At 62.9% G+C, this 24,425-nt stretch carries 24 protein-coding genes and 1 tRNA gene; 13 read left to right on the top strand and 12 right to left on the bottom strand.

The window, feature by feature from the left end:
- Positions 1 to 238: 238 nt before the first annotated feature.
- Both ABRP95_RS02760 and ABRP95_RS02755 read right to left on the bottom strand, forming a co-directional pair.
- Positions 239 to 934 (bottom strand): DUF3800 domain-containing protein, encoded by a 696-nt coding sequence (locus ABRP95_RS02760; protein ID WP_349838920.1) that lies wholly within the window; start codon positions 932 to 934, stop codon positions 239 to 241.
- 89 nt (positions 935 to 1,023) lie between these two features.
- Positions 1,024 to 1,096, bottom strand: a tRNA-Thr gene (locus ABRP95_RS02755).
- 152 nt (positions 1,097 to 1,248) lie between these two features.
- Here ABRP95_RS02755 and thrE point away from each other — a divergent pair.
- The 5 genes from thrE (at position 1,249) to otsB (ending at position 6,227) form a co-directional block, all read left to right on the top strand.
- The gene (gene thrE / locus ABRP95_RS02750) at positions 1,249 to 2,979 is read left to right on the top strand and encodes a threonine/serine exporter ThrE (RefSeq protein ID WP_005284730.1); all 1,731 of its coding nucleotides are present in this window, start codon (positions 1,249 to 1,251) and stop codon (positions 2,977 to 2,979) included.
- 62 nt (positions 2,980 to 3,041) lie between these two features.
- Complete coding sequence (locus ABRP95_RS02745; protein ID WP_005279562.1) at positions 3,042 to 3,398, top strand: hypothetical protein; 357 nt, start codon at positions 3,042 to 3,044, stop codon at positions 3,396 to 3,398.
- Positions 3,399 to 3,412: 14 nt separating this feature from the next.
- Positions 3,413 to 4,882 (top strand): alpha,alpha-trehalose-phosphate synthase (UDP-forming), encoded by a 1,470-nt coding sequence (locus ABRP95_RS02740; protein WP_349838919.1) that lies wholly within the window; start codon positions 3,413 to 3,415, stop codon positions 4,880 to 4,882.
- Positions 4,882 to 5,457, top strand: coding sequence for an META domain-containing protein (locus ABRP95_RS02735; protein ID WP_349838918.1), 576 nt, complete (start codon positions 4,882 to 4,884; stop codon positions 5,455 to 5,457). The genes ABRP95_RS02740 and ABRP95_RS02735 overlap by 1 nt, the downstream gene beginning before the upstream one ends.
- A gap of 11 nt (positions 5,458 to 5,468) precedes the next feature.
- Positions 5,469 to 6,227 carry a trehalose-phosphatase gene (gene otsB / locus ABRP95_RS02730; RefSeq protein ID WP_349838917.1) on the top strand — a complete coding sequence of 253 codons (759 nt, stop codon included), beginning with the start codon at positions 5,469 to 5,471 and terminating at the stop codon, positions 6,225 to 6,227.
- Here otsB and ABRP95_RS02725 read toward each other — a convergent pair.
- The gene (locus ABRP95_RS02725; RefSeq protein WP_349838916.1) at positions 6,199 to 7,353 is read right to left on the bottom strand and encodes a LacI family DNA-binding transcriptional regulator; all 1,155 of its coding nucleotides are present in this window, start codon (positions 7,351 to 7,353) and stop codon (positions 6,199 to 6,201) included. The genes otsB and ABRP95_RS02725 overlap by 29 nt on opposite strands.
- A 39-nt stretch (positions 7,354 to 7,392) precedes the next feature.
- Between ABRP95_RS02725 and ABRP95_RS02720 the strand changes: the two genes are divergently transcribed.
- The 5 genes from ABRP95_RS02720 (at position 7,393) to ABRP95_RS02700 (ending at position 12,122) form a co-directional block, all read left to right on the top strand.
- Positions 7,393 to 8,403 carry a metal ABC transporter solute-binding protein, Zn/Mn family gene (locus tag ABRP95_RS02720; protein WP_349838915.1) on the top strand — a complete coding sequence of 337 codons (1,011 nt, stop codon included), beginning with the start codon at positions 7,393 to 7,395 and terminating at the stop codon, positions 8,401 to 8,403.
- Positions 8,403 to 9,104 (top strand): metal ABC transporter ATP-binding protein, encoded by a 702-nt coding sequence (locus ABRP95_RS02715; RefSeq protein WP_237792356.1) that lies wholly within the window; start codon positions 8,403 to 8,405, stop codon positions 9,102 to 9,104. The genes ABRP95_RS02720 and ABRP95_RS02715 overlap by 1 nt, the downstream gene beginning before the upstream one ends.
- Complete coding sequence (locus ABRP95_RS02710) at positions 9,097 to 9,996, top strand: metal ABC transporter permease (RefSeq protein ID WP_284624692.1); 900 nt, start codon at positions 9,097 to 9,099, stop codon at positions 9,994 to 9,996. Before ABRP95_RS02715 ends, ABRP95_RS02710 begins: the two co-directional genes overlap by 8 nt.
- Before the next feature lie 11 nt (positions 9,997 to 10,007).
- Complete coding sequence (locus tag ABRP95_RS02705) at positions 10,008 to 10,838, top strand: CE1 family esterase (protein ID WP_349838914.1); 831 nt, start codon at positions 10,008 to 10,010, stop codon at positions 10,836 to 10,838.
- Positions 10,839 to 10,907: 69 nt separating this feature from the next.
- The gene (locus tag ABRP95_RS02700; protein WP_349838913.1) at positions 10,908 to 12,122 is read left to right on the top strand and encodes an HNH endonuclease signature motif containing protein; all 1,215 of its coding nucleotides are present in this window, start codon (positions 10,908 to 10,910) and stop codon (positions 12,120 to 12,122) included.
- Positions 12,123 to 12,306: 184 nt separating this feature from the next.
- Here ABRP95_RS02700 and rlmB read toward each other — a convergent pair whose 3' ends face one another.
- From rlmB to ABRP95_RS02675, 5 genes are read right to left on the bottom strand one after another with little or no spacing between them, the layout of a single operon-like run.
- Entirely contained in the window at positions 12,307 to 13,257 is a 951-nt protein-coding gene (rlmB, locus tag ABRP95_RS02695; protein WP_349838912.1) for a 23S rRNA (guanosine(2251)-2'-O)-methyltransferase RlmB, read from the bottom strand.
- Positions 13,258 to 13,317: 60 nt separating this feature from the next.
- A complete protein-coding gene (gene cysS, locus ABRP95_RS02690; RefSeq protein WP_349838911.1) occupies positions 13,318 to 14,766 on the bottom strand; it encodes a cysteine--tRNA ligase in 1,449 nt (482 codons plus the stop codon).
- A gap of 31 nt (positions 14,767 to 14,797) precedes the next feature.
- Positions 14,798 to 15,286 (bottom strand): 2-C-methyl-D-erythritol 2,4-cyclodiphosphate synthase, encoded by a 489-nt coding sequence (ispF, locus tag ABRP95_RS02685; RefSeq protein ID WP_005279548.1) that lies wholly within the window; start codon positions 15,284 to 15,286, stop codon positions 14,798 to 14,800.
- On the bottom strand, positions 15,279 to 16,004 hold the full coding sequence (ispD, locus tag ABRP95_RS02680) for a 2-C-methyl-D-erythritol 4-phosphate cytidylyltransferase (RefSeq protein WP_284770340.1): 726 nt from the start codon (positions 16,002 to 16,004) through the stop codon (positions 15,279 to 15,281). Before ispD ends, ispF begins: the two co-directional genes overlap by 8 nt.
- Positions 15,976 to 16,560 (bottom strand): CarD family transcriptional regulator, encoded by a 585-nt coding sequence (locus ABRP95_RS02675; protein WP_005279544.1) that lies wholly within the window; start codon positions 16,558 to 16,560, stop codon positions 15,976 to 15,978. The genes ispD and ABRP95_RS02675 overlap by 29 nt, the downstream gene beginning before the upstream one ends.
- Positions 16,561 to 16,752: 192 nt before the next feature.
- On the opposite strand from ABRP95_RS02675, the gene ABRP95_RS02670 reads away from it, so the two are divergent.
- Together ABRP95_RS02670 and radA are read left to right on the top strand one after the other, a co-directional pair.
- Positions 16,753 to 17,352, top strand: a complete 600-nt coding sequence (locus tag ABRP95_RS02670) for a hypothetical protein (protein WP_349838910.1) — start codon at positions 16,753 to 16,755, stop codon at positions 17,350 to 17,352.
- 80 nt (positions 17,353 to 17,432) lie between these two features.
- Positions 17,433 to 18,797, top strand: a complete 1,365-nt coding sequence (radA, locus tag ABRP95_RS02665; protein WP_349838909.1) for a DNA repair protein RadA — start codon at positions 17,433 to 17,435, stop codon at positions 18,795 to 18,797.
- Positions 18,798 to 18,959: 162 nt separating this feature from the next.
- Here the strand turns inward: radA and ABRP95_RS02660 are convergent, their stop codons facing one another.
- A complete protein-coding gene (locus ABRP95_RS02660) occupies positions 18,960 to 19,673 on the bottom strand; it encodes a hypothetical protein (protein WP_349838908.1) in 714 nt (237 codons plus the stop codon).
- Between the two features lie 10 nt (positions 19,674 to 19,683).
- Complete coding sequence (locus tag ABRP95_RS02655) at positions 19,684 to 20,343, bottom strand: carbonic anhydrase (RefSeq protein ID WP_284782653.1); 660 nt, start codon at positions 20,341 to 20,343, stop codon at positions 19,684 to 19,686.
- 35 nt (positions 20,344 to 20,378) lie between these two features.
- On the opposite strand from ABRP95_RS02655, the gene ABRP95_RS02650 reads away from it, so the two are divergent.
- Positions 20,379 to 21,233, top strand: coding sequence for an HhH-GPD family protein (locus ABRP95_RS02650; protein ID WP_284796524.1), 855 nt, complete (start codon positions 20,379 to 20,381; stop codon positions 21,231 to 21,233).
- A gap of 40 nt (positions 21,234 to 21,273) precedes the next feature.
- On the opposite strand, the gene ABRP95_RS02645 is transcribed toward ABRP95_RS02650, so the two are convergent.
- Both ABRP95_RS02645 and ABRP95_RS02640 read right to left on the bottom strand, forming a co-directional pair.
- Positions 21,274 to 21,444 carry a DUF4236 domain-containing protein gene (locus ABRP95_RS02645; protein WP_081443674.1) on the bottom strand — a complete coding sequence of 57 codons (171 nt, stop codon included), beginning with the start codon at positions 21,442 to 21,444 and terminating at the stop codon, positions 21,274 to 21,276.
- A gap of 132 nt (positions 21,445 to 21,576) precedes the next feature.
- Positions 21,577 to 24,411: an ATP-dependent Clp protease ATP-binding subunit gene (locus ABRP95_RS02640; protein ID WP_284852292.1), complete on the bottom strand. Its 2,835-nt coding sequence runs from the start codon at positions 24,409 to 24,411 to the stop codon at positions 21,577 to 21,579.
- Positions 24,412 to 24,425: the final 14 nt, after the last annotated feature.

Here is a 24,425-nt window from a genome sequence, read left to right as displayed (position 1 = left end):
AATGTCGAATTCGAAGGCACTCCTCAAGTCGTTTCAGCTACACGTCATACGGTGACAAATTTACGCCTACATTAAAATCCATTGGAGCACGCGGTAAGCCATGTGCATGAGATAAATTCCGGAAGCAACCCACTTTGCATTATTACCGTTGTCACACTATAGTTAGAGACACCGAGGCCTTTCTACCGAATAGTCACCGTATGGTGTGCGTGCGTCAGCTAGGTAGCTAGGCCGCTTTTCATTTTTTCATTCTCCAAGGCTGAACGTATTTATCTTCAGCTATAGCGTTTCTAACTTCCTTAGTCGTAAAGTCCCAATTTGTGCCCCCGACTTTTCTCCGAGTTTTCGGCTCGACTAAGCTAAAAAGCTCATTTTTCCCACAGTCAAGTGCTGAACGGCATGCCCCCGCTACCAGATCTGCGACCTGAATACCAACGTTTTCCTTTGAATCAACAAATCGAATCTGATTAGCAGTATTCTCGTATTTCCGATTGCACATACGAAGAAAATAATCTTCATCAGACCGTTCCGTGGAAAAACCTTTAGTATCTTTCCCGTCGATGAAAATCTTTGCATCCGATATCGTACCGTCATGCTCGGAGAGCAACATTCTAATTAGATATGACTTGAGAGCTGCAGGATTCTGACGTAAATGTTTTTTATATATAAAACGCTTATCCGCACTAATTATCCGAATACGACAATCACTTTCCCCAACCACTCTCAAGAGGGCCCCCCTAGCTTCATCAGAGAACTTGTTGAATTTAATTTCACCTTGATAGTTATAGGCTTTTTTCTTTTCAGCTATACCGTTAGACAACCTTTCTAATGAGGCTGGATCATCAAAAATAATGGCTGCAAATACCAAATGAATAGACGACCCTAGGCCAAACTTAAATCCACCACAACCCGAATCATCAATATAGATATTCATTGAACAACTACCCGAAAATTTAAAATCTGTCAGATATCAAACCTTAACAAGAAAACTCCCTCAGTTTGACCATCCTGTTAACGAGGTTGAGCTGGAGACGAGACTTGAACTCGCAACCTACGCATTACAAGTGCGTTGCGCTACCAATTGCGCCACTCCAGCACCGCGGAATTTCTTCCGCTCGTTGCATGGTACCCGAGGACCTCGCCCAAGTGGAAAGCCGGTCCCCCTTGTATGCATTTGCGCCCCACAAGGGTTAAAGTTCAGGCTGAAATTATTACTAGTGTCCCACCGCTTTTTCGAGGGTTATTTTCGTGTCACTACTGTCCGCTATGCGGGAGCGCCTGCGCGTATCCGCAGGCCAAGTCGCCATCATTGACGCGGCCAAAGCCGCACCCCCACCATCGCCACTCGCCCCGGTCGATCTGACCGATGCCGCCCAGGTCACGGGCGTGATGGAGATTGCCGCGCGCATCGGCGAGCTGCTCATTAGCGCTGGTTCCGCCAACTCGGATGCCCGCGCGCAGGTGCACCTGGCGGCGTCGTCGTACGGCCTGCACTACTGCCACGTGGATATTTTGATGAATACCATCACCATCCACACCGCGATTGGCACGGGCGATAAGCGCCAGAACCTCCACGTCTTTCGCGTGGTGCCGGATGTGGGCGTGAACTTTTCCAAGCTTTCGGAAGTAGACCGCCTCATCCGCGATATCCACTCCGGTAGGGTGCCGCCCGCGATGGCGGAAAAGCGCCTGGATGACATCGACCGCATGCCAGCGCCGTATAAGCCGTCCACGGTGATGCTCGGCTGGGGCGGCATGGGTGGCCTGATTTCCATGATGCTTGGCGGCGATCTCCTCGTCGGCCTCATTGCCTTCGTGGTTTCCGCGTTGATTATGGGGCTTAATGACTGGTTGGCCAATTACCGCCTGCCACCCTTTTATCAAAACGTCGTCGGCGGCTTCTTGGCAGTCTTTCCAGCCGCGATTTTGTATAACGTTGCCGCCGCCTTTGGCATTAATATGTCCCCGGCGCAGATCATTGCCTCCGGGATCATCGTGCTGGTGGCAGGGCTGACGCTGGTGCAGTCGCTTGTCGATGGCATCACCCGCTCCCCCGTGACCTCTTCCGCGCGTTTTTTCTCCGCGCTGTTATCCACGGGCGCGATCATCGCCGGCGTGGGTGTGGGCATCCAGCTGGCCTCCGCCATGGGCTTTGACCTGCCGCCGATGGGCACGTTGGCGCCGCCGGTCTATCACAAGATTCCGCTTTTGGTGCTGCTCGGCGGCACGGGTTCGGCCGCATTCGCGCTGGCCTGCGGGGCTAATTGGATAGAAATTACCCTTTCAGGCCTCACCGCAGCCGCCGGTATGGTCTTCTACTACTTCGTGGTCGTGCCCTTCGGCGTCGGCCCGGTGATTGCCTCCGGTATATCCGCCATCGTGGTGGGCCTGGCCGGCGGTTTGATGTCGCGCCGGTGGGGCATCCCGCCGCTCATTACGATGATCGTGGGCTATACGCCCATGCTGCCGGGCCTCATGCTGTATCGCGGCATGTACGCCTCCATCAATGAGCAGATGATTACCGGCTTTACCAACCTGGCCACCGCGCTGGCCATCTCCGGCGCGCTGGCAGCCGGCGTCGTCTTTGGTGAGCGCGTCGCGCGCCGCCTGCGCCGCCCGAAGTACTTCCGCCCGTACTCCGCCTTCAAGCGCATCGGCCGGTTCTCCTTCCACAAGGCAACGAACCTGGCGCGCAAGGCCCCGCGCATTCCGCGCGTGCCGATGTCCCCCTTCGCCCCGCGCGTTAACCGCCCCGAATTGCCGCCCACGCTGGGGCCAAAGCCACCGCAACAGGCACAGCCCCAGCAGCACGCGCCAGGAACCACTCCAGCGGAGGAGTTGTGGCCGGCGGGCTCCCAATGGCCGGCCCAGCCGCAGGATACCGAGCGCACCACCTACACGGTGCCCGGCCAGAAATCGCCCGCGCCGGAAGAATCCGGATCCGCCAAGCCCGGCGGGGAGGAACCCGAAGAGCCCTAAACGCCGCCGGTAGCGTACAATATTTAGCCTGATAGCTTTCCCAACATTCAGGAGGACTCGCCGTGCCACCCAAGGTCCAAGACACGCACCCACAGGCAGAACAAGATATTGCCCTGGCAGAGGAAACTGCCCGCGCCGCCCGCCGCGTGGTGGCCACCTACTCCCAAGACTTCTTGGACGGCGTGACCTTGATGTCCATGCTGGGTGTCGAGCCCAAGGGCCTGGTGCATAAGAAGGTATTGGCGGAACAGGCCGATTCCGCGCCGAAGAAGTCGACAAAGAAGGCCACCAAGAAATCGACCTCCAAGGCTTCGAAGAAGTCCACTAAGAAGTCGACCAAGAAGACCACTAAGGCGGCCAAAAAGTCCACTAAGAAGTCGACGAAGAAAGCAACAAAGAAGTCGACCAAGAAGTCTTAAGCTAGTCTTGGACTATGAGTGAGCGCGGCAATGACTTCGTAGTAGTGGCAAACCGCCTGCCGGTAGATTTAACTACCGCGGCCGATGGCAGCCAGACGTGGACGCCCTCGCCAGGCGGCCTGGTCACCGCGCTCTCGCCGGTGCTGGAAGCGCACCAGGGCTGCTGGGTGGGGTGGCCCGGCGTCGCCGATGCCGCGCCGGAGCCCTTCCGCACCGAGGCTGGGGTGCTCTTGCACCCGGTCAGGCTTACTGAGGCCGATTTTGAGGCCTTCTACGAGGGCTTTTCCAATGCCACGCTGTGGCCGCTCTACCACGATCTCATCGTCACCCCAACCTATGACCGCGACTGGTGGGATGCCTACCGCGAGGTCAACCTCCGCTTCGCGGACGAGGTAGCCCACGTGGCCGCAGAAGGCGCGACGGTCTGGGTGCAGGACTATCAGCTGCAATTATTGCCGGGCATCCTGCGGCAAATGCGCCCCGATCTCACCATTGGGTTCTTCCTGCACATTCCGTTCCCCTCCCCCGATCTCTTCCGGCAACTGCCCTGGCGGGAGGAAACGGTGCGCGGCATCTTGGGAGCAGACCTGATCGGCTTCCACTTAGAGGCCAATGCCCGCAATTTCTTGGAATTGGCCCGCCGCCAAGGCCTTGAGGTGCGTGGGGAGGCCACCACCCGCGATGTCACCGCCCATATACACCTCCCCGGGGGCCGCACCGTGGGCGTCGGCGCATTCCCCATTTCCATTGCCGCGCAGGATTTCGGCCAGTTTAGCGCCGAGGATGAACGCCGCGTGGCCCAATTGCGCAAGGATTTGGGCAGCCCCAAGCGCATCATTTTGGGCGTAGATCGCCTCGATTACACCAAGGGCATCCTGCAGCGCCTGACCGCCTTCGAGGAGCTCCTGGAAACCGGCGCCCTGGATCCGGAAGAGGTCACCTTGGTACAGCTGGCCACGCCCTCGCGCGAGCGCCTCGATCATTACAAGGCCACCCGCTCCCAGGTGGAAGAGGCCGTCGGCCGCATCAACGGCCGCTTTTCCCGCATGGGCCACCCCGTGGTGCACTACCAGCACCGCGGCGTGCCCAAGGACGTGCTGCGCTGCTATTACCGTATGGCCGATATCATGCTGGTCACGCCTTTTAAGGACGGCATGAACCTCGTGGCTAAGGAGTTCGTGGCCTGCCACGATGACGGTTCTGGTGCCCTGGTGCTCTCCGAATTCGCCGGCGCCGCCGCGGAGCTGGATGAAGCCTACCTGTGCAACCCTTTTGATATCGAGTCCGTCAAACGCGCCTTACTCAATGCCGTGCGCGCGCTTTCCGATGCCCCCTCCACCATGACCCAGCGCATGCTCACCATGCACAAACAGGTCACCACGCACGATGTGCGGCTGTGGTCGCAGTCCTTTTTGGGCTGCCTGCCCGCCGTTCGGACCGAAACCGCCTCGCAAGCTCCCGACTCACACGGAAAGGACTCCTAATGCCTCCTTCCCTCCCCCGCGTACGCACTGCCGCTGCGGCCGGTGCGGGTACACCCGCTGTGCACAAAGGCATCGGCAAGCATGCCGCCGCCGTGGCCGCACTGGGCGCCGTCACGCTGCTTGCTGCCTGCGGTTCCGAGGACGATGCCCCACAGCCCGCGGGCGATGACCGGATTGTGGACAAACACTGGCAGGTCGTCTCCATCAATACCGCGCCAGACGCAGCATCCACCATCCCGGAATCGATTCCTCACGCGCCGGAATTTAGCTTCGGCGAATCCACCATGGTGGGCACCACCGGCTGCACTCGGCTTGCGGCCCGGCTGACCTACACCACCGATGACGAGCGCGAGAATATCCGCGATGGCAACAAGCTGCACTTCGATGAGGTCAAATACGACGACACCGATGAGGACTGCGAAGGCAGTTCCGTGTGGGCCGATAACCTGCTGCGCAACCTCATTACCTCGGATAATGATTTTATCTACACCGTAAATAGCAATAACCAGCTCATCTTGGAGCTCGATACCGATGAGGTAGATTCACCCTCCATCAAGCTGGTCTCCCGCGCGTAGCATGGGATACCATGACGCTTTCTACCACCATTAAGGCCTTGGCCGCGGCAGAAGAGCTCGCCGTGGTTTCTGATTTTGACGGCACGCTATCCCCGTTTGCCACAGCCATTTATGACGTGGAAATCAACGCCGATGCCGCCCGCGCCCTCGACCAGTTGGCCCACCTGCCGCGCACCACGGCCGCGGTGTTGTCTGGGCGCCACCTCGAGGGCCTCGAGCGCGTGTGTCCCCTGCGCCACCCCGTCCTCTTCGGCGGGTCCCACGGCGCCGAGTCCTCCTGGCAGCAGACCAAACTCACCGCCGCTATGCGCGAGCACCTTGCGCGCAAGGAGGAAGAAATCCGCGGCATCATAGACCGCTTCCCCGGCGCAGAGCTCGAGGTCAAGCCCTTCCAGCGCGTGCTGCACCTGCGCTCGCTCGAGCTTGAGAATCCGGAGCAGGCTGCGGCCGCCTATGAGGCAGGCTTGGCGCTAGATACCGCTGGTTTCCCGCGCACCGCCGGCAAGTCCGTCATTGAGTTTTCTGCCACCACCGCCACCAAGGGCACGTGGCTTGAAACCCTCCGCGAGCGCACCGGCGCCACCGCCATGGTCTTTCTTGGCGATGACGTCACCGATGAGGACGGATTCCGCGCCCTCCACCAGCCGCCGGACGTGGGCGTCAAGGTGGGCGAGGGCGATTCCATCGCCGCAGTGCAGCTTGCCGATGTCGACGCCGTCGCCCACTTCCTCACCGAGCTCGCTACCGCCCGTGCGGCCGCGGTGCAGTAACCGATTTCCCCGGCGCGAACCGCGTCTGTAGCACCCGGCGCGGCACCGCCTCTGCCCCTTCAGCGCCCTGTGTCCCCGCACCAGCCTTCGCGCTGCCTACACCGGCAGAATCACTTGTCGCGCTAGCGATGAGCTTTTCCAGCATGTGCCCGGCCGCGGCCCCCTTGGCCTTATTGGGCTGGATGACGGTGGCCAGGTCGAGGCGCCGCGCCGCATCGATGCCGTCAAAGCCTGTCACGGATAAATCCTCTGGCACTCTGAGCCCCCGCTCGCGGGCATAGGCCAGCACGCCGAGCGCCATGGAGTCGGTCGTGCACAGCACGGCCGTAAGCTCCGGGTGCGCCTCGAGCAGGAGCTCGGCGGCGGCGCGGGTGGTATGGGCATCGTTAATGTGCTGCGTGACCACGGGCACGGATTCGGGCGCGATACCCGCCTCGGCGAATACGTCGAGCGCACCCATCACCCGCGAGCGCTGCACGTGCATCTCCGCATCCTGGACTTCCTGCCAAGAAATCGGGCCGTCGTGGCGCTGCAGGCGCAGGCGGATGGCGAGGATGCCGATGTGGCGATGTCCGGCATCGACAAGCGCACGCGCTGCCGGAGCTATCGCCGCGCGATCATCAATGCCCACGAACGGCAGCCCCGCGTCCGTGGGCTGATCACAGACCACCAGCGGCAGGCCTCGGCCCCGCGCGGCCGCGAGGTAGGCATCGCCCGCGGCGACCGAATAGACCACGAAGCCATCGACCGCGGCCGAACCCACCAGGCTGGTCGCCTCCGCCTCGCCTTCTGGGCCGGCGGGAATCAGCGTCAGCGTGGTTTGCGCGCCTGCCGATGCCTCCGCCATACCCGCCAAGAAATCCACCGACGCCATGTCCTCGAAGGCGTAGGACAGATGCTCGGTTAGCAGCACGCCTACCGACCCGGCGCGGCGGGTGCGCAGGCTGCGGGCCGTGGGATCGGGGCCCGGGTAACCGCGTGCCTTGGCCGCGGCCAAAATGCGCTCCCTTGTCGCCGGGGAGAGCTGGTCAGGGCGGCTATAGGCGTTGGATACGGTTGTGCGCGAAACCCCCAGCTCCGCGGCGAGGGAGGCCAGTGTCTTCCGGGTGGGGCTGCGTTTAACCATGCCTGTTACCTTACCCTGCGCCCCGCCGCTGGATTTTCAATGCATATTCAATTGACAATGATTGCCAGCAAACACACACTGGAGGGTATGCACACGTCGCTACGCGCAACAACAACCCTACTCGCAGCAAGTGGCCTCCTTTTCACCGCCGCGTGCTCCGCAGATTCTGGATCTGGCTCCGGATCCGACTCCGGCGAAAAGAAGCTTTCCATCGTCGCCTCCACATCCATCTGGGCCGATGTTGCCCAGGCGGTGGCCGATACCGCCTCCGGCATCGACATCGAGGTAAAACCCATCGTGGAAGGCAATGACACCGACCCACACCACTTCGAGCCCACCGCGGCCGATGTAGCCAAGGCCAATGACGCCGATATGCTCGTGGTCAACGGCGGCGGCTACGATGCCTGGATTTACCAGGCCGTCGCCGATCAGGACAACATCATCTCCGCCCTGCCGCTGACGGACCACGGCAAGCTGGACGAGGACCCCGATGTCATGACCATCGATGCCGCGAAGGCCACCGCCAAGGATGACCCGGACAAGGTCACCAATATCGAAGGTAACGAGCACATCTGGTACGACCCCGCCGCCCTGGAGGAGGTCGCCGGATCCATCGCGGACCAAATCAACGAGGAATACTCCGACGCCGGCGCCACCACCGAGAAGATCGACTCCCACGTGGACCAGCTGCGCGATAAGCTCAAGCAGCTTCCCGATGGCCTGAATTACGCGCAGACCGAGCCCATCGCCGATTACCTGATGAAGTACACCGACACCAAGGACGTCACCCCCGAGGGCTTCCGCAAGGCCACCATCTCCGAGGGCGAGCCCGCTACTGCCGATGTCGCCGCCTTCATCAAGGCCATTGACGATGGCGAGGTCGATCTCCTCATCTTCAACCCCCAGACCGAAACCGATACCGCCAACCGCATCAAGTCCGCCGCAGAGGACAATGACGTCGATATCGTAGAAATCGGCGAAACTCCGCCGGACGGCAAGAAGTTCTGGGAATACTACGACGAAGTCACGAGCAAGCTGGGGAAGCACTAGTGCTCGTTGAATTCCATGAGGCCGCAGTAGACCCGCTGTGGTCACAGCTTAACCTCGCCGTGGACCGCGGCGAGTTTATCGCCGTTTTAGGCCCCAATGGCGTGGGCAAGTCCACCCTGCTGGGCACCATCCTCGGCACCCGCACGCTGACCAGCGGCCGCGTCGACGTCAACTGCCGGGTCGGGTTCATCCCCCAGCAGCGCATGTTCCCCGCTGACCTTCCCCTGCGCGCCCGCGACTTGGTCTCGCTCTCCGTGGCGCACGGGGTGTTCCGGCACCGGCACCCACCCCGTGGACGGGTGGACGAGCTGTTGGAAGAGGTGGGTGCCACGGGGCTGCGGGACCGGCGCGTCGGCCAGCTTTCCGGCGGCCAGCAACAGCTCATCCGCCAGGCCCAGGCCCTGGCCAATGACCCGGACCTCATTCTTGCCGATGAGCCCCTCCTCTCCCTCGACCCCGCCCGGCAAAACGCCACGGTTAACAAGCTGGACTCGCTGCGCCGCGAGCGCGGGACCTCCATTATCTTTGTCACCCACGGCATCAACCCCGTGCTCGGGGTGACGGATAAGGTCCTCTACATCGCACCCAATGGCCACACCTTCGGCCCGGTGGATGAGGTCATGCGCTCCGAGGTGCTTTCGGAGCTGTACGGTTCCAAGGTCAATGTCTTAAACGTCGACGGGAGGCTCATCGTTGTCTAGCTTCTGGGAAGATACCCAATACCTACTCAGCGTGGACTTCGTGCAGTCCTCGCTCATCGCCTCTGCGTTGCTGGGCATCCTGTCTGGCGTGATGACCTCGCTCATCGTGCTGCGCCAGATGTCCTTTTCCGTCCACGCCACCTCTGAGCTGGCGCTCATGGGTGCCTCCGCGGCGCTGCTTTTCGGCCTCAACCTGGGCTTCGGTGCGGTTGCCGGCGCCATCGTCGCCGCCATCATCCTGGCCATGCTGGGCTTTAAGGGCCAGCAAGATAGCGCCATCGGCGTGGTCATGAGCTTTGGCCTGGGCCTCTCGGTGCTGTTCTTGCACCTCTACCCCGGCAATTCCAATACGGCGATGACGCTTCTGACCGGCCAAATCGTCGGCGTTTCCTCGGCCTCGGTGTGGCTGCTGGCCGCCACCACGGTCATCATCGTCGCCGCCGTCGGCTTCCTCTGGCGGCCCATGCTCTTTGCCTCCGCCGATCCTGATATGGCCCGCGCCGCCGGCGTTCCCACCCGCGCCATCTCTGTCGCCTTCGCCGTCCTCGTCGGCCTCGCCGCGGCGCAGTCGGTGCAAATCGTCGGCTCGCTGCTCGTCATGGCGCTGCTTATCACCCCCGGCGCGGCGGCCGTGCAGATCACCTCCTCGCCCCTGCGCGCGGTGCTGTGGTCCACCATCTTCGCCGAGGTCTCCGCCGTGGGCGGTTTCATCCTCTCCCTGGCGCCTGGCCTGCCGGTCTCCGTCTTCGTGACCACCATTTCTTTTGTGATCTACCTGGTGTGCCGGTTCATCGGCTGGCGGCAGGGCAAGCGCGCTATCCGCGATGAGGTAGCGGCCAAGCATTTCCACGCCGATAATCGCAGCGCCGCAGAGGCCCACCACGCCGACTAAAATCGGCGGGCATGCATATTCATCGTCGCACCGCGGATGTGGCTGGCCACACCCGCCGCTTCATCGTCATCGAGCCCGAGGAGCTCGGGCCCCAGCCGGACTTACTGCTGTTTTTCCACGGCTCCCACCAGTCCGCCAACGTCATTCGCCGCTTTACCAACGGCACGGTGGACGCGCTTGCCGATGCCACCAATACCCTCGTCGTCTACCCCGACGGCATCGGCCACCACTTCAACGACACCCGCGCCGATCTGCCGGTCCGCGCCCGGGAGCTCGGGGTGGACGACGTTGCTTTTAGCACCTTCCTCATCGAGACCATGCAGCGCGAGTACTCCACCGCGCGCACCTTCGCCGCCGGCTATTCCAACGGCGGGCAGATGGTGCTGCGCCTGCTTTACGATGCCCCCTTTACCCTCACCCGTGCCTGCGTCTTCGCCTCCACGCTGGGCGAGGGTTCCAACCACGCGCCCACCCACCCCGATGGCTACCGGCCTACCCCGCTGCTTTTTATCCACGGCACCGAAGACCCGATTGCGCCCTATGATGGCGGGCTTGCCGGCATCGATGGGCAGCAAACCCGCGGGTGTGTGCTTTCTGCTCCCGTCACCGCAGAACACTTCGCACTCGCCAATGGCTGCCGCCCGCCCCGCGAAAGCCAGCCCATTCCCGGGATAACGTCCACCTACTACGACGGCGACTTTCCCGTGGAATTGTGGACCATGGAGGGCCTCGGGCACGTGATCCCCTCTAGCAAAGAAACGCCGCCGAGCATAGGACCAAATACGGATTCCTTCAATGCTGTGGATAAAGTCCGTGATTTCTTCGGCTTAGGTGACGCTTAAGGGCAGTTGTCCACAGGGAGGTGGGGCATCGGCTAGCGCGGGCTTGCGAGGCTCTTTAATCTCTGGGGCATGAACGCGCTGCAGACATTTCTCAAGGGCCTGGCACCCGGCATGGATATCATCGCCAACTGCCACGGCATGTCTGTGCGCGCGCTGATTGCGGCCGGGTGCCCCGATACCACCGCCACCCGCCTGCTCACGCTTGCCGAAACCTACTTCGGCACCACCACCTTTCGCCGCCAACAACGCGAGTCCATCGCCGCGAGCCGCGCCAATGGGCACAGCCTCACGGCATTGCTTACCATCGAGCGCCACGCCGCCAAGCTGAAGAAAAAGCGCGATGCGTGGGCGCTGCGGCGCGAATTGTGTGGGATGAAGGGAAAGGTCTCGGATATCGATAAGCGGGGCCGCGCCCGCGTCAAAGAGCTCAAGGGCCCCGTGAAGCGCCAGCCCGGCGTGAAGATTTATCGCCGCGCTGACGGCCCCTGGACAATGTCCATTACCGGCCCGTCCGCCGATATCGCCGATATGCACGCCGCGATTGATAAGGACGCCCCGCTTGCCTCTGTGCAGAATATCTTCCACGGCGAGGCCGCCGCCCGCCCCAGCGTGACGACCAATGTCGTGCTCCGCCTCGACGAGCTCGACCGCATCGTCGATTTCGGCTCCGGCCCCAAACCGGCCGCTGGCTCCAAGTCTGCCACTGGCAACAAGCCTGGCTCTAGCACTAGCCCTCAGCCCGGCTCGAGCTCCAACGCCCGCGTCGGCTCATCAGCCGGCACAAACTCGAAGCCCAGCGCCGATTCCGCCTCTGGCTCCCCTGACGGTTCCTGCTCCAATGCCGCTGCTGGCCCTGGCCTAGGCCCTGACTCTTACGGCGATGTCGTGGTCCAGCTGACCAATGGCGCCACAATGACCGGCGCTGAGCTGGTTCGACGGGCTTTTACCGAGCACGGCTACGTCACGCTCATTCATCCAGTGGAAGGCCCGGTAAACCTCTACCGCACCTCGCGCTTTGCTTCTGCAAAGCAACGCCTGATGGCAGCGGCCGAAAACCCGGTCTGCCCGTGGCCGGAGTGCCGCTACCCCGCCGATGAATGCCAGGTTCACCACCTCAATGCCTGGAAAAATGGTGGGGAGACCAACCCGCGAAACTTGACCATCGCCTGTCCGTACCACAATGGCGTGAACGACGACGATCCCAACGCCCCGCCCTTGCGCGGGCACTTAGCCCGGATCAACGGAACCATCCGATGGCTGCCGCCCTGGGCAGATAATGATTAATCGTTGCGGCCTACAAAACTTCGCACCCAGAAGGTTGTGCCTGCAAAGGACCCAGCGCCCCTGACACTAGTTGCGCCGACAGCCGCACCGGCGGCTGAGGAGGCGATTCTGCGTGCTCGACTTTGCCAGCACCGAACGTGGGTGGCGCTTATCCGTCGCGGCGAGCTGGCGCGGCGGGAATGGGTTACTTTTCGACGGCGCGGCGTTGGCGCGCGAACTCGGATAGCACCGAGCCCGCGGCAACGGAGGCGTTGAGAGACTCAACCCACCCGGTCATGGGAATGGACATGAGGACATCGCAGGTTTCGCTGACCAAGCGCGAAATTCCCTTGCCCTCGGAGCCGATGACGATGACCACGGGGTCCGTGCCGCCTTCATAGGTATCCAACGTGTGATCCCCGCCGGCGTCGAGGCCGACGACTTGGTAGCCGTTTTTCTGGAATTCCTTCACGGTGCGCGTGATATTCGTTGCGCGGGCGACCGGCAAGCGGGCAGCGGTACCAGCCGAGGTGCGCCAGGCCACCGCGGTAACAGAAGCCGAACGGCGCTCTGGAATGATCACGCCATCGCCGCCAAAAGCGGCCACGGAACGGATGACGGCACCCAGGTTGCGCGGGTCAGTGATGTTATCCAGGATGACGAACATGCCGGGGCGCGGGTTCTCGGCGGCGTTGGCAATCAAATCCTCCACCGCGGCGTACTTGTACGGCGGAATCTGCAAGCCGATGCCCTGGTGCATGCCATTTCCCGTCATGCGGTCCATCTCGTGGCGCTGGACCTCGATGATGGGGATATTGCGGGTATTGCACATGGACACGGCCTCGGAAAGCCGCTTATCATTGCGAGTTCCGGCAGCGATGTAGAGCGTGGTGGCCGGCACCTTGGCGTGCAGACACTCGATGACCGGGTTGCGGCCCACCACTATCTCTGCAGTTTCTTTCTGGTGGCGCCCAGAGTTGCGGCGCTCGCGCTCCAGCTTCGCCTTGTGCTTGGCGTGGTAGACGCGGTCCTCTGCTTTCGGGGTCGGACCCTTGCCTTCTAGGCCCTTGCGGCGCTGGCCGCCGGAGCCTTTGGTAGCGCCCTTCTTATTCGTCTTGCGGATGCCCGCGCCACCGCGGCCATGGGTTCGTGCCATCGTTTCAGTCCTTTCGAGGAAACCGTTCAATAACCAGCGGAAATAACAGCGAAACGCTGCTTAGCGCTGGGTCAACGACCACGTGGGGCCGTCTGGGGTATCGGTAATGGTAATGCCGACGGTAGTGAGGCGGTCACGCACGGCATCGGCAGTAGCGAAGTCTTTTTCCGCGCGGGCCTGCGTGCGCCGTTCCAGTTCTGCCTGGACCAGCGCATCCAGCGCCGCGTCTGCCCCGCTAGCTTCGCCTCCATCTTCCCACTCCAGCGGGTCAAATCCAAGTACGTGCGCCATCCCGCGCACCTGGGCGGCCTTCGCGCGGGCGGCGTCCTCGTCCCCGGCGGCCAGGTCCTTATTACCCGCGCGCACGGTGGTGTGGATAGCGGCCAGCGCCTTGGGCACGGCGATATCGTCATTCATGGCGTCCTCGAAGTCCGGCGTCCACTCGCCGCGTTCGACGCCTGCAAAGCGCTTGACGAAGTCCTCAATCCGCCGGTAGCCCGCCGCCGCCTCCGTCAGGGCGGATTCGGAGTATTCCAGCACGGAGCGGTAATGCGCAGAGCCCAGGTAGTAGCGCAGCTCCACTGGGCGCACGAGCTCTAGCATGTTCGAGATGGAAAGCACGTTGCCGAGCGATTTCGACATCTTCTCGCCGGCCATCGTCACCCAGTGGTTATGCATCCAGTAATTGGCGAACTTATCGCCAGCCGCGTGCGATTGCGCGATCTCGTTTTCGTGGTGCGGGAATTGCAGGTCCAAGCCGCCGCAGTGGATATCGAAATTGGAACCCAGGTAGTACGTCGACATGGCAGAGCACTCCAAGTGCCAGCCCGGGCGGCCACGTCCCCACGGAGTGGGCCAGCTCGGCTCGCCCGGCTTCGCGGCCTTCCACAGGGCGAAATCGAGCGGGCTGCGCTTGCCCGCGTTGTCTGACTCGCCTTGTTCCATCTCCTCAACGCGGTTGCCGGACAGTGCGCCGTAGTCGGATCCTTCCGCCTTGGTCCAGGCCTCGACGTCAAAGTACACCGAGCCGGCCGCATCGGAAGGGGTCGATGCGGCGTCGGTCTGCGCGGTGGCTTCGGCGTCTTGGGCGGGAACGGGATAGGCAAAGCCGGCATCGATAAGCCGCTGCATGTACTCGACCATCTGGGTGACAAAGCCCGTCGCACGCGGCTCCACGGACGGCGGGAGCACGCCGAGCAGGTTATAGGCCTTGGTGAACTCGTGCTCGTAGGTAGACACCCACTCCCACCAGGGGCGATTATTCTCGGCGGCCTTGGTAAGGATCTTGTCATCGATATCGGTGACATTGCGCACGAGCGCGACGTCATAGCCTTGCGCGAGCAGCCAGCGGCGCAGGATGTCGAAAGCCACGCCGGAGCGCAGGTGGCCGATGTGCGGCTGCGCCTGCGGGGTGGCGCCACACAAGTAGATGGAGGCGTGGCCGGGGCGGATCGGTTCGAAGTCGCGTTGGCTGCGGGTGGCTGTGTCAAAAATGCGCAAAGTACTCACGCCACCCAGTCTAAATCACCCGTGCGCGGGGTTAGTGTTGGCGCCGCCAGACAACGGCCGTTGCTACCGCCGCGCGGCCCTCTTTGCGGCCGGTAAAGCCCAAATGGTCGGTCGTGGTGGCGGAAATAGAAACATCCGCGCCGAGGATTTCCGAAAGCACGGCCTCGGCCTCCTCGCGACGCGGGCCCATCTTCGGCGTCTGGCCAATGAGCTGGGCTGCGGCATTGCCGATGATAAAACCTTCCGCTTCCAGCAGCTCGCGGCACTCGCGCAGAAGCTGGGCGCCGGACACACCATCGTATTCGGGCCGGCCCACCCCCACGAAGGAGCCGAGATCGCCGAGGTGGGAGGCGGAGAGGAGGGCATCGACAAGCGCATGGGCTACGACGTCGCCGTCGGAGTGGCCCTCGCAGCCGGGGGCGTCATCGAAAAGCAGCCCGGCAATCCAGCAGGGCTTACCGGCTTCAATCTGGTGGGCGTCGGTCGCGATGCCGACGCGGGGGATGATGGGCTCAGTCATGCTGCTCCTCTGCAAGGGCGCGGGCCAGGGTCAGGTCCGTGGGGGTGGTGATTTTGAAGGCGAGGATATCGCCCGGCACGGTCTCCACGCGCTGGCCGTGCCATTCCATCAGGCTGGCATCGTCCGTGGCGGTGAAATCCGGCTGCTTGCGCCAATAATCCAGGTTGGCCTGGCGCAGCGCGGCGAGGCGGAACCCCTGCGGGGTCTGCACGGCGCGCAAGCGGGCGCGATCGGGGGTGCCAATGACGGTGTCACCGGCGACTTCCTTGATGGTATCGGTCACGGGAACCACCGGGATAACGGCGGGCGCACCGGCCAAGACGCGCCGCGCCACGCGCTCGACCATCGCGGTGGGGGTGAGCGCGCGGGCGGCATCGTGGATGAGCACCACGGCGTCCTCGTCCGGAATGGCCTGCAGCCCGGCCCAGATGGAATCGGCGCGCTCGCCACGCCCATGCACGAGGCGCACCGGGATATCTGCGCGCACGCGCTTGACGATGCCCCCAGCTTCCCCCTCCATAGCCGGGCTCACCACCGCAATGACCTCGTCCACGAGGCCGGAGTTGGCCATGGTGCGTATGGATCGCTCCAGCAGGGTGCGCCCGTGCAGTTCGACGTAGGCCTTGGGCACCTGCGCGCCGAGGCGGGTGCCTTGCCCGGCCGCGGCGATTAAGGCGATAACGCGGGGTTTAGTCTTCGTCGTCGAAGGAGAGGTCATCGAGATCGATGTCGTTGTCGATATCGGTGGTAATGGACTGATCATCGACCAAGCCGGCGGCGCGGTGGCGCTCGATGGTGGCGTCGATTTCTTCCATCATGGTATCGGCCTTTTTGTCATCGACCGGCTGCGCCAGCGCCAGCTCGCCCACCAGGATGGTGCGGGCCTTGCCCAGCATGCGCTTCTCGCCGGCGGACAGGCCGCGGTCCTGGTCGCGGCGCCAGAGATCGCGCACCACTTCTGCCACCTTGTTGATATCGCCGGACGCAAGGCGCTCCTGGTTGGCCTTGTAGCGACGGGACCAGTTGCCGGCCTCTTCCACGTCTTCATCGCGCAGCACGGAGAAGACCTTTTCCAGGCCCTCCTTTCCCACGACATCGCGCACGCCGACGTTATCCGCATTCTTCTTGGGCACGCGGACGACGAGATCGGATTGGTTGATGTGCAGCACGAGGTATTCCAGCTCTTCGCCGCCCATTTCGCGGGTTTCGATATCCTCGATGACCGCCGCGCCGTGGTGCGGGTAGACGACGACCTCGCCGACCTTATATTCCATTGCCACTCCTTATAATCCCGTGAATATGCCGATAGCTAAGGCCGCCATTTTATCACGCGCGCCCTGCCCACCACCGGATGCCCCCGATTACCCCCACGGACTACCCGCTAGGTTAGCGAGAAACTGTGTACTTTATATCGAAAGGGACTAGGCTAAAGATTTGATAAGCCCTGAGATCGCAATTGATGGAGGATGCTCAACGTGCAGTCCCTGAAGTCCGCCGCCCGTCGCGGTGCCATTATTTCCGTTACCGCCGTCTCCGCTTTGGCGCTGGCTTCTTGCTCGGCAGGCCACGTCGCCCAGACGGCAGAGAAGGTAGCTGCGGTTGATGGCGCTTCTGCCAGCACCGATGACGATAAGATTGCCGTCCGCGATGTCACCATCCTGACAGAGCCAGACGGTGGCGCCGCGTTGAAGTTCAACGCCGTCAACCAGGGCTATGAAACCGATGTCATCACCTTGAAGTCCGTGAAGGTGGACGGCCAGACCGTCGAGATGAAGCAGACCCAGCCGCTCAAGCGCGATCACTCCATCGTGGCGGACTCCCAGAAGAACCTGGACGCAACCCCGGATCACGATTCCGAGACCATACAGTACGTGGCCACCCACCTGGATAACGATGACTTTGGCTACGCCGGCCACCGCCCGGTGACCTTCGAGTTCTCCAACGGCTCCATCGAGGTCGACGCCACCGTCGCCGCCTCCCAGATGGAGGCCGGTAAGTACGACCGCGACGTGGAATCCCCAGAGGGCTACACCACCGACGCGAACACCGGTAACTCCCACCACTAATAGCTCGCCGCACCCGCGCCCTACTCTGTGGAGTACGGGCGCGTTCGTCGTTTTTGCTGCCACGTTCTAGGCTCTACACCATGGCCAAAAAATCTCGCCCCATCCACACCTGCTCCGAATGCGGTTATGTCTCCCCCAAGTGGCTCGGGCGCTGCCCGGATTGCGGTTCGTGGGGGACGATGGAGGAAAAGGCACCGGTGGTGGCGGGGGCATCGGCAAGCGGCGGGCATGCGAGCGTCGCGCCGACGAGCCCGGTGCAGCCCATCACGCAGGTGGGCGCGCAGGCGACGAAGATGGTGCGCACGGGCATCGGCGAGCTTGACCGCGTGCTGGGTTCCGGCATCGTGCCGGGCTCGGTGGTGCTCATGGCCGGCGAGCCCGGCGTGGGCAAATCCACGCTGCTTCTCGAGGTCGCCTCCCGCTGGGCCCAGCTCGGCCGCACCGTCCTCTACGCCACCGCCGAGGAATCCGCCGGCCAGGTCCGCGCCCGCGCCGAGCGCACCGGGGCGCTGCAAGAATCGCTGTACCTCGCGGCCGAATCCAACCTGGACGCCGTCTTTGGGCACGTCGATGCCGTCAAACCCGGGCTCATCATCGTGGACTCCGTGCAAACCATGCATGCAGTGGGGGTAGAAGGCGTGCCCGGCGGCGTCGCGCAATCGCGCGCCGTGACCGCGGCGCTGACCTCCCTGGCGAAATCCACCGGCATCCCCGTGCTGCTGGTGGGGCACGTGACCAAGGACGGAAACGTGGCGGGACCGCGGGTTTTGGAGCATCTTGTCGATGTCGTCTTAAACTTCGAGGGCGACCGCCAGTCCAGCCTGCGCATGCTGCGCGGGATGAAAAACCGCTTCGGCGCGACCGATGAGGTAGGTTGTTTCGAGCAAACCGCCGGGGGTATTCGGGAGGTCGCGGACCCGTCGGGGCTCTTCCTCTCCCACCGGGGCACGACGCCGGATGGCTCCGCGGTGACCGTCGCCATGGACGGCGTGCGGCCCATCCTCGCCGAGGTCCAGGCGCTGACCGTGGACCCCGTGGCGAAGAACCCGCGGCGCGTGGTCACGGGACTCGATGCCAACCGCGTGCCCATGGTGCTCGCCGTATTGCAGGCGCGCGCCGGCCAGCGCACGAACGATAAGGATGCTTATGTGGCCACGGTGGGCGGCATGCGGATTACCGAAACCGCAACCGACCTCGCGGTGGCGCTGGCTACCTGGTCCTCGTTGCACGAGCAGCCGCTGCCGGCGAAGACGGTGGTCATCGGCGAAGTAGGCCTGGCCGGCGAGCTGCGGCCGGTGCCCAATGTTGAGCGGCGCCTGCAGGAGGCGGCGCGGCTGGGATACAAGCGGGCGATTGTCCCGCGTGGGGAAATTAACCCCGTGGACGGCATGCAGGTGCGCCAAGTCGCAACGCTTGGCGAGGCCCTCGCCGCGGTCCAGCCGTAGTTCAATCGTAACCGGTGGCGGGTTCTTGCCGAGCTGTTGCCGAGGGGAGGGCGCTCCAGCGGCGCGGACTCCCGCGCGGGATGCTTCCGCCCGAGCAGGTTCCGCCCGAGCTGCTTCTGCGCGACCTGGTTCCGCGCGGCCGACTGTAAGGAGGCCGCGCGCTTAGCGGAGGGTGAAGTCCTGCGGCGGGGAGGAATTATCGCCGATAACAGTGTGGGCGAAGTAGGCACCCGGCTCGGCGGTCGGGCGGTCGGTGCACTTGCCCGGTTCGGATGCCTGGCGGGACCATTCGGCCTCGAATTTCAGGTCCTTGCCCGCGGGGAAGGTCTGCTCGCCGGTCTGCACGGAGGCGTAGCAATCGGTATCGGACCATACGCGCTGGTTATCGGTCATCTTGTAGACCTCGAAGCGCAGCGAGTTCTCATCTAGGTCGATTTTGCAATCCGCGGCGGTGGGGTTGGTGACGGTCATGAAGAACTTCGGCAGCTCGCCGTCCGGCACGGAGTAGTTGAGCATGGAGGTGCGCACCTTCAAGTCCTCAAGCGAGCAGGTGTCCTTCGCGGCGTGCACGGATTCCTCGGGCTCCTTGCTTTCCGATGCCCCCTCTTCCCCATCCTTGGCTTCCGACTCGGAGGCAGGTTCGGATTCGGATTCGCTCGTCGAATCCGTGGACGTGGTTGCGGATTCGCTGGTGGTTTCGGCGGAGGTGGTTGCCGCCGAAGACTCTGAGGACGCGGCAACGGAATCGTCGCTATCGCCGCCAAAGGCGGCCACCGCCGCCCAGATCAGCACCACGGCCAGGACGATCACGATGATAAGCGCGGCAACCCGGCGGCGCTTATAGATCTCTTCTGGAAGGGGCTTATTCTGGTTCACGCACTCAATTTTAAGTGGTAGACGCGCCTGGATCCGCTAAGCCGGCACCGCGTGTCAACTCAACGCCGTAGGAGTGCAATGGCTCCACGCGCGATTCTTCGAGGAGGTAGCGGGCACCGACGATGCCGAAGGAGCCATCGTCAAGCTGCTTGCGCACATTAGGGATGCTGGCCACGACCTGGGTGACGGTTTGGAGGGTGTGTTGACGCTCGACATCGGCAAGCGTGGCGTCAGGGCCCGCAGTCCAAGCGGACGTCGCGACCTTCTCGATGATGGGCCGCTGCAGGCCGATGGGCAACTCGCCGCCGCGGACAAAATCCACCGCGGCCGCCACCGCACCGCAGGACTGGTGGCCCAAGACCACCAATAGGTTGGGGTGCAGGTGGTCGAGCGCATAGTCCAAGGAAGCCAGCACGGAGGCGTCCAGGATGTGGCCGGCGGTGCGGATGACGAAGGCATCGCCGAAACCGATATTGAAGATGTGCTCGATGGGCGCGCGGGAATCGGAGCAGGCCAAGACCACCACGCGGGGATCCTGGCCCTTGGTGAGCCCGTCGCGCTCATAAATCTTGTTGAGATCCATGATGGTGCCGTCGATGACGCGCTGGTTTCCGGCCTGGAGGGCCTCCCAGACGGCTTGCGGCTCGTGGGCAACGTTACTTAATGGCATGAACTATATTTTAATGCCCTAGACTGTCCTGCGAGATGGATACGCACGCACTTCTTTCCTGGTTTGACGCCAATGAACGCGATTTGCCCTGGCGGTGCCCCGGTACCTCCGCCTGGGGAGTGCTCCTTTCCGAGGTCATGAGCCAGCAGACCCCCGTCGCCCGCGTCGCCCCCGTGTGGGAGGAATGGATGCGGCGCTGGCCCACCCCCGCGGACTTCGCCCAAGCCTCCCGCGCCGAGGTGCTGCGCGCCTGGGGCAAGCTCGGCTACCCGCGACGCGCGCTGCGGCTCTGGGAGTGTGCGGGGGTAATGGACAAGGTTCCATCAGACGTGGATGAGCTGCTCGCACTGCCTGGAATCGGCGACTACACCGCCCGCGCCGTGGCGTGCTTTTACTTTGGCCAGAACGTGCCGGTGGTCGATACCAACGTGCGCCGCGTCTATGCCCGCGCCGAGGACGGAAATTTCCTCGCCCCGTCGCCCTCCAAGCGCGAGCTCGCCGCTGTGGCCGCCCTCTTGCCCGAGCGCAACGGGCCGCGGTTTTCTGCTGCGCTCATGGAGCTCGGCGCACTGGTGTGTACGGCGAAAAATCCCGATTGCAAGCGTTGTCCCCTGCGCGCGACGTGTGCCTGGCAGCTCGCCGGGTGCCCCGAGCCTTCCGCCGCGGAACAAACCCGCGCGAAAAAGCGCGTGCAAAAATTTGCCGGGACCGATAGGCAGGTGCGCGGCAAGATTCTAGACGTGCTGCGCGCCGCCGAACACCCAGTGCCGCAGTCCGCTATCGACGTGGTTTGGCCCGATGCCGCGCAACGTTCCCGCGCGCTGGCTTCGCTGCTTGACGATGGCCTCGCCGAGCAAAACTCCGCCGGCCTCTTCCACCTGCCGGTTTAACCTCCCGCCGGGCCTATCAGCGTTGAAGCACAGAGAATCGTTAACGCCAACGGCCGCGGAAGTTGAGCCCGCCAGGGAGGTTGACCCACATGCCGCCGCGAGAATTAAAGGTCACCGGGCCAATCTTCGTGGACATGGAAGCACCGGATCCGGAGATGTTAATCCAGCTATTCTTGCCGGTCTTTTTGCGCGAACGATATTGAAGTCCCATAACCGGCCATTTTAGCAGTACCCCCGTGCATCACGCTGGGCACATACGAAAAACCACCCAGGGTTCGCGGTGGAACCGTGGGTGGTTATGCAGGCCCGAGCGGGCCGGGGCGGGGCGGGCCGAGCCGATTAGTTACATCGGCTGGCCAGCACCTGCTGGTGGCGGGTTCTTGCCATCGTCGTCGGAGTTACCAGGGCCCGGCGTTTCCGAAGGCACATCCGGGGAAATGACATCCGGCTCGCCGTTGGTGTCGATGCCGTCATTGTCGGAACCGGAACCGCCGTCCTTTGGACCGTTGCCGTCGCCGTTGTCGTCGTTGGAATCGGAATCGGAGTTATCCGAATCGGAACCGTCGGAGGGATCGTTGTCGCGGACGGAGGCATCGGCAAGCGAAGGCTCATCGATGTCATCCGGCAGCGGCTTCGGGCGCGGGGTAAAGGTGAACGTAGCGCCGGAGTCGTCCTTGGACTCGCCGTCCCAGCCTTCGACGTCGACCGAGATGATTTCGCCGGCGCCAATCTCGCCGAAGAGGATCTTCTCCGAGAGCTGGTCCTCGATATCGCGCTGAATGGTGCGGCGCAACGGACGAGCACCAAGAACCGGGTCGAAGCCGCGCTGGGCCAGGAGGTTCTGGGCCTTATCGGTGAGCTCGATGCCCATATCGCGCTCCTCCAGCTGGGTACCCACGCGGTCAATGAGCAGGTTAACCATCTGCACGATCTGCTCGCGGGTGAGCTGGTGGAAGACCACGACGTCATCGATACGGTTCAGGAACTCGGGGCGGAAGTGCTTCTTCAGCTCGTCGTTGACCTTTGCCTTCATCCGCTCGTACTGGGCGTCCGAATCGTTCTCGCTGGCGCCGGTAAAGCCCAAGCCCACCGGCTTAGAAATGTCCTGGGTACCCAGGTTCGAGGTGAAGATGAGGACGGTGTTCTTGAAGTCGACGACGCGGCCCTGGCCATCGGTAAGCCGGCCATCTTCCAGCACCTGCAGCAAGGTGTTGTAGATCTCCTTGTGGGCCTTTTCGATCTCATCAAAAAGCACCACGGAGAATGGCTTGCGGCGAACCTTCTCGGTCAGCTGGCCGCCCTCTTCGTAGCCAACGTATCCCGGAGGAGCACCGAAGAGGCGGGAAGCGGTGAAGCGGTCGTGGAACTCGCCCATATCGATCTGGATGAGGTCATCATCCGAACCGAAGAGGAAGTTAGCCAGCGACTTCGACAGCTCAGTCTTACCCACACCGGACGGGCCGGCGAAGATGAAGGAACCGGAAGGACGGCGTGGATCCTTGAGGCCTGCACGGGTGCGGCGGATGGCGCGGGAGACGGACTTGACCGCCTCGTCCTGGCCAATGATGCGCTTGTGCAGCTCTTCTTCCATGTTGAGCAGGCGGGAAGATTCCTTCTCCGTCAGCTTCAGCACGGGGATGCCGGTCCAGTGCGCCAGGACCTCAGCAATTTGGTCCTCGCCCACCTCGGCGATTTCCTCCAGGTCACCGGAGCGCCACTGCTTTTCCTTCTCGGAGCGCTCCTCGCCCAGCTTGCGCTCGTCATCGCGCAGGCCGGCGGCCTTTTCGAAGTCCTGGGCATCGATAGCCGCTTCCTTTTCCCGGCGAACCTCTGCGATGCGGTCATCGACCTCGCGCAGGCCCTTCGGGGCGGTCATGCGCTTGATGCGCATGCGGGCACCGGCCTCATCGAGGAGGTCGACGGCCTTATCCGGCAAGAAGCGGTCATTGATGTAGCGGTCCGCCAGCTGCGCGGCAGCGTGCAGTGCCTCATCGGTGTAGGACACGCGGTGGTGCGCCTCGTACTTATCGCGCAGGCCCTTCAGGATGAGGAAAGTATCATCCAGCGAAGGTTCATCGACCTGCACCGGCTGGAAACGACGCTCCAGCGCGGCATCCTTTTCGATGTGCTTGCGGTACTCATCCAGGGTGGTAGCACCGATGGTCTGTAGCTCACCGCGGGCAAGCTTGGGCTTGAGCAGCGAAGCAGCGTCGATGGCACCTTCGGCGGCACCGGCACCGACGAGGGTGTGAATCTCGTCGATGAATAAGATGATGTCACCGCGCTGGTTAATTTCCTTAAGAACCTTCTTCAGGCGTTCCTCAAAGTCACCGCGGTAGCGGGAACCGGCGACCAAAGAACCCAGGTCAAGCGAGTACAGCTGCTTGTCCTTAAGGGTTTCTGGGACCTTGCCGTTGACGATGTCCAGCGCCAAGCCCTCAACCACAGCGGTCTTACCAACGCCGGGCTCACCGATGAGCACCGGGTTGTTCTTGGTGCGGCGGGAGAGTACCTGCATGATGCGCTCAACCTCAGACTCGCGACCAACGACGGGGTCTAGCTTGCCGTCCTTGGCTGCCTGGGTGAGGTTGCGGCCGAACTGGTCCAGCACGAGCGAGTTGGAGCGCTCGCCCGAGCCGCCGGAACCACCGCGTCCGCCGGCACCGGCGCCGGAACCTGCGCCCGCGCCGATGGGGCCTGGGGCTTGGTTCGAGTCGCCGCCGCCTTCTTGCTGGCCGCCCTCGTAGCCGGACAGCAGCTGGATAACCTGCTGACGCACGCGCGGCAGATCAGCGCCGAGCTTCGTCAGCACCTGTGCGGCAACGCCGTCGCCCTCACGGATAAGTCCGAGCAGGAGGAACTCCGTGCCGATGTACTTGTGACCCATCTGCAGGCCCTCGCGCAAGGACAGCTCAAGGACCTTCTTAGCGCGCGGGGTAAAAGGAATGTGGCCGGTGTGCGGCTGGCTGCCCTGGCCGATGATCTCCTCTACCTCACGGCGCACGTCCTCCAAGGAAATGCCCATGGACTCTAGAGCCTTGGCAGCTACACCTTCTCCCTCGTGGATAAGGCCGAGCAGGATGTGCTCGGTTCCGATGTAGTTGTGGTTAAGCATGCGTGCTTCTTCTTGCGCCAAAACGATGACGCGACGAGCACGGTCTGTAAACCTCTCGAACATGACTCCCCTAAACT

This window comes from Corynebacterium sp. KPL2895 (assembly GCF_040225815.1).
Taxonomy (GTDB): domain Bacteria; phylum Actinomycetota; class Actinomycetes; order Mycobacteriales; family Mycobacteriaceae; genus Corynebacterium; species Corynebacterium rhinophilum.
Note: the sequence above shows the minus strand (reverse complement) of the source record. Positions and strands in the feature narration are given on the sequence as shown.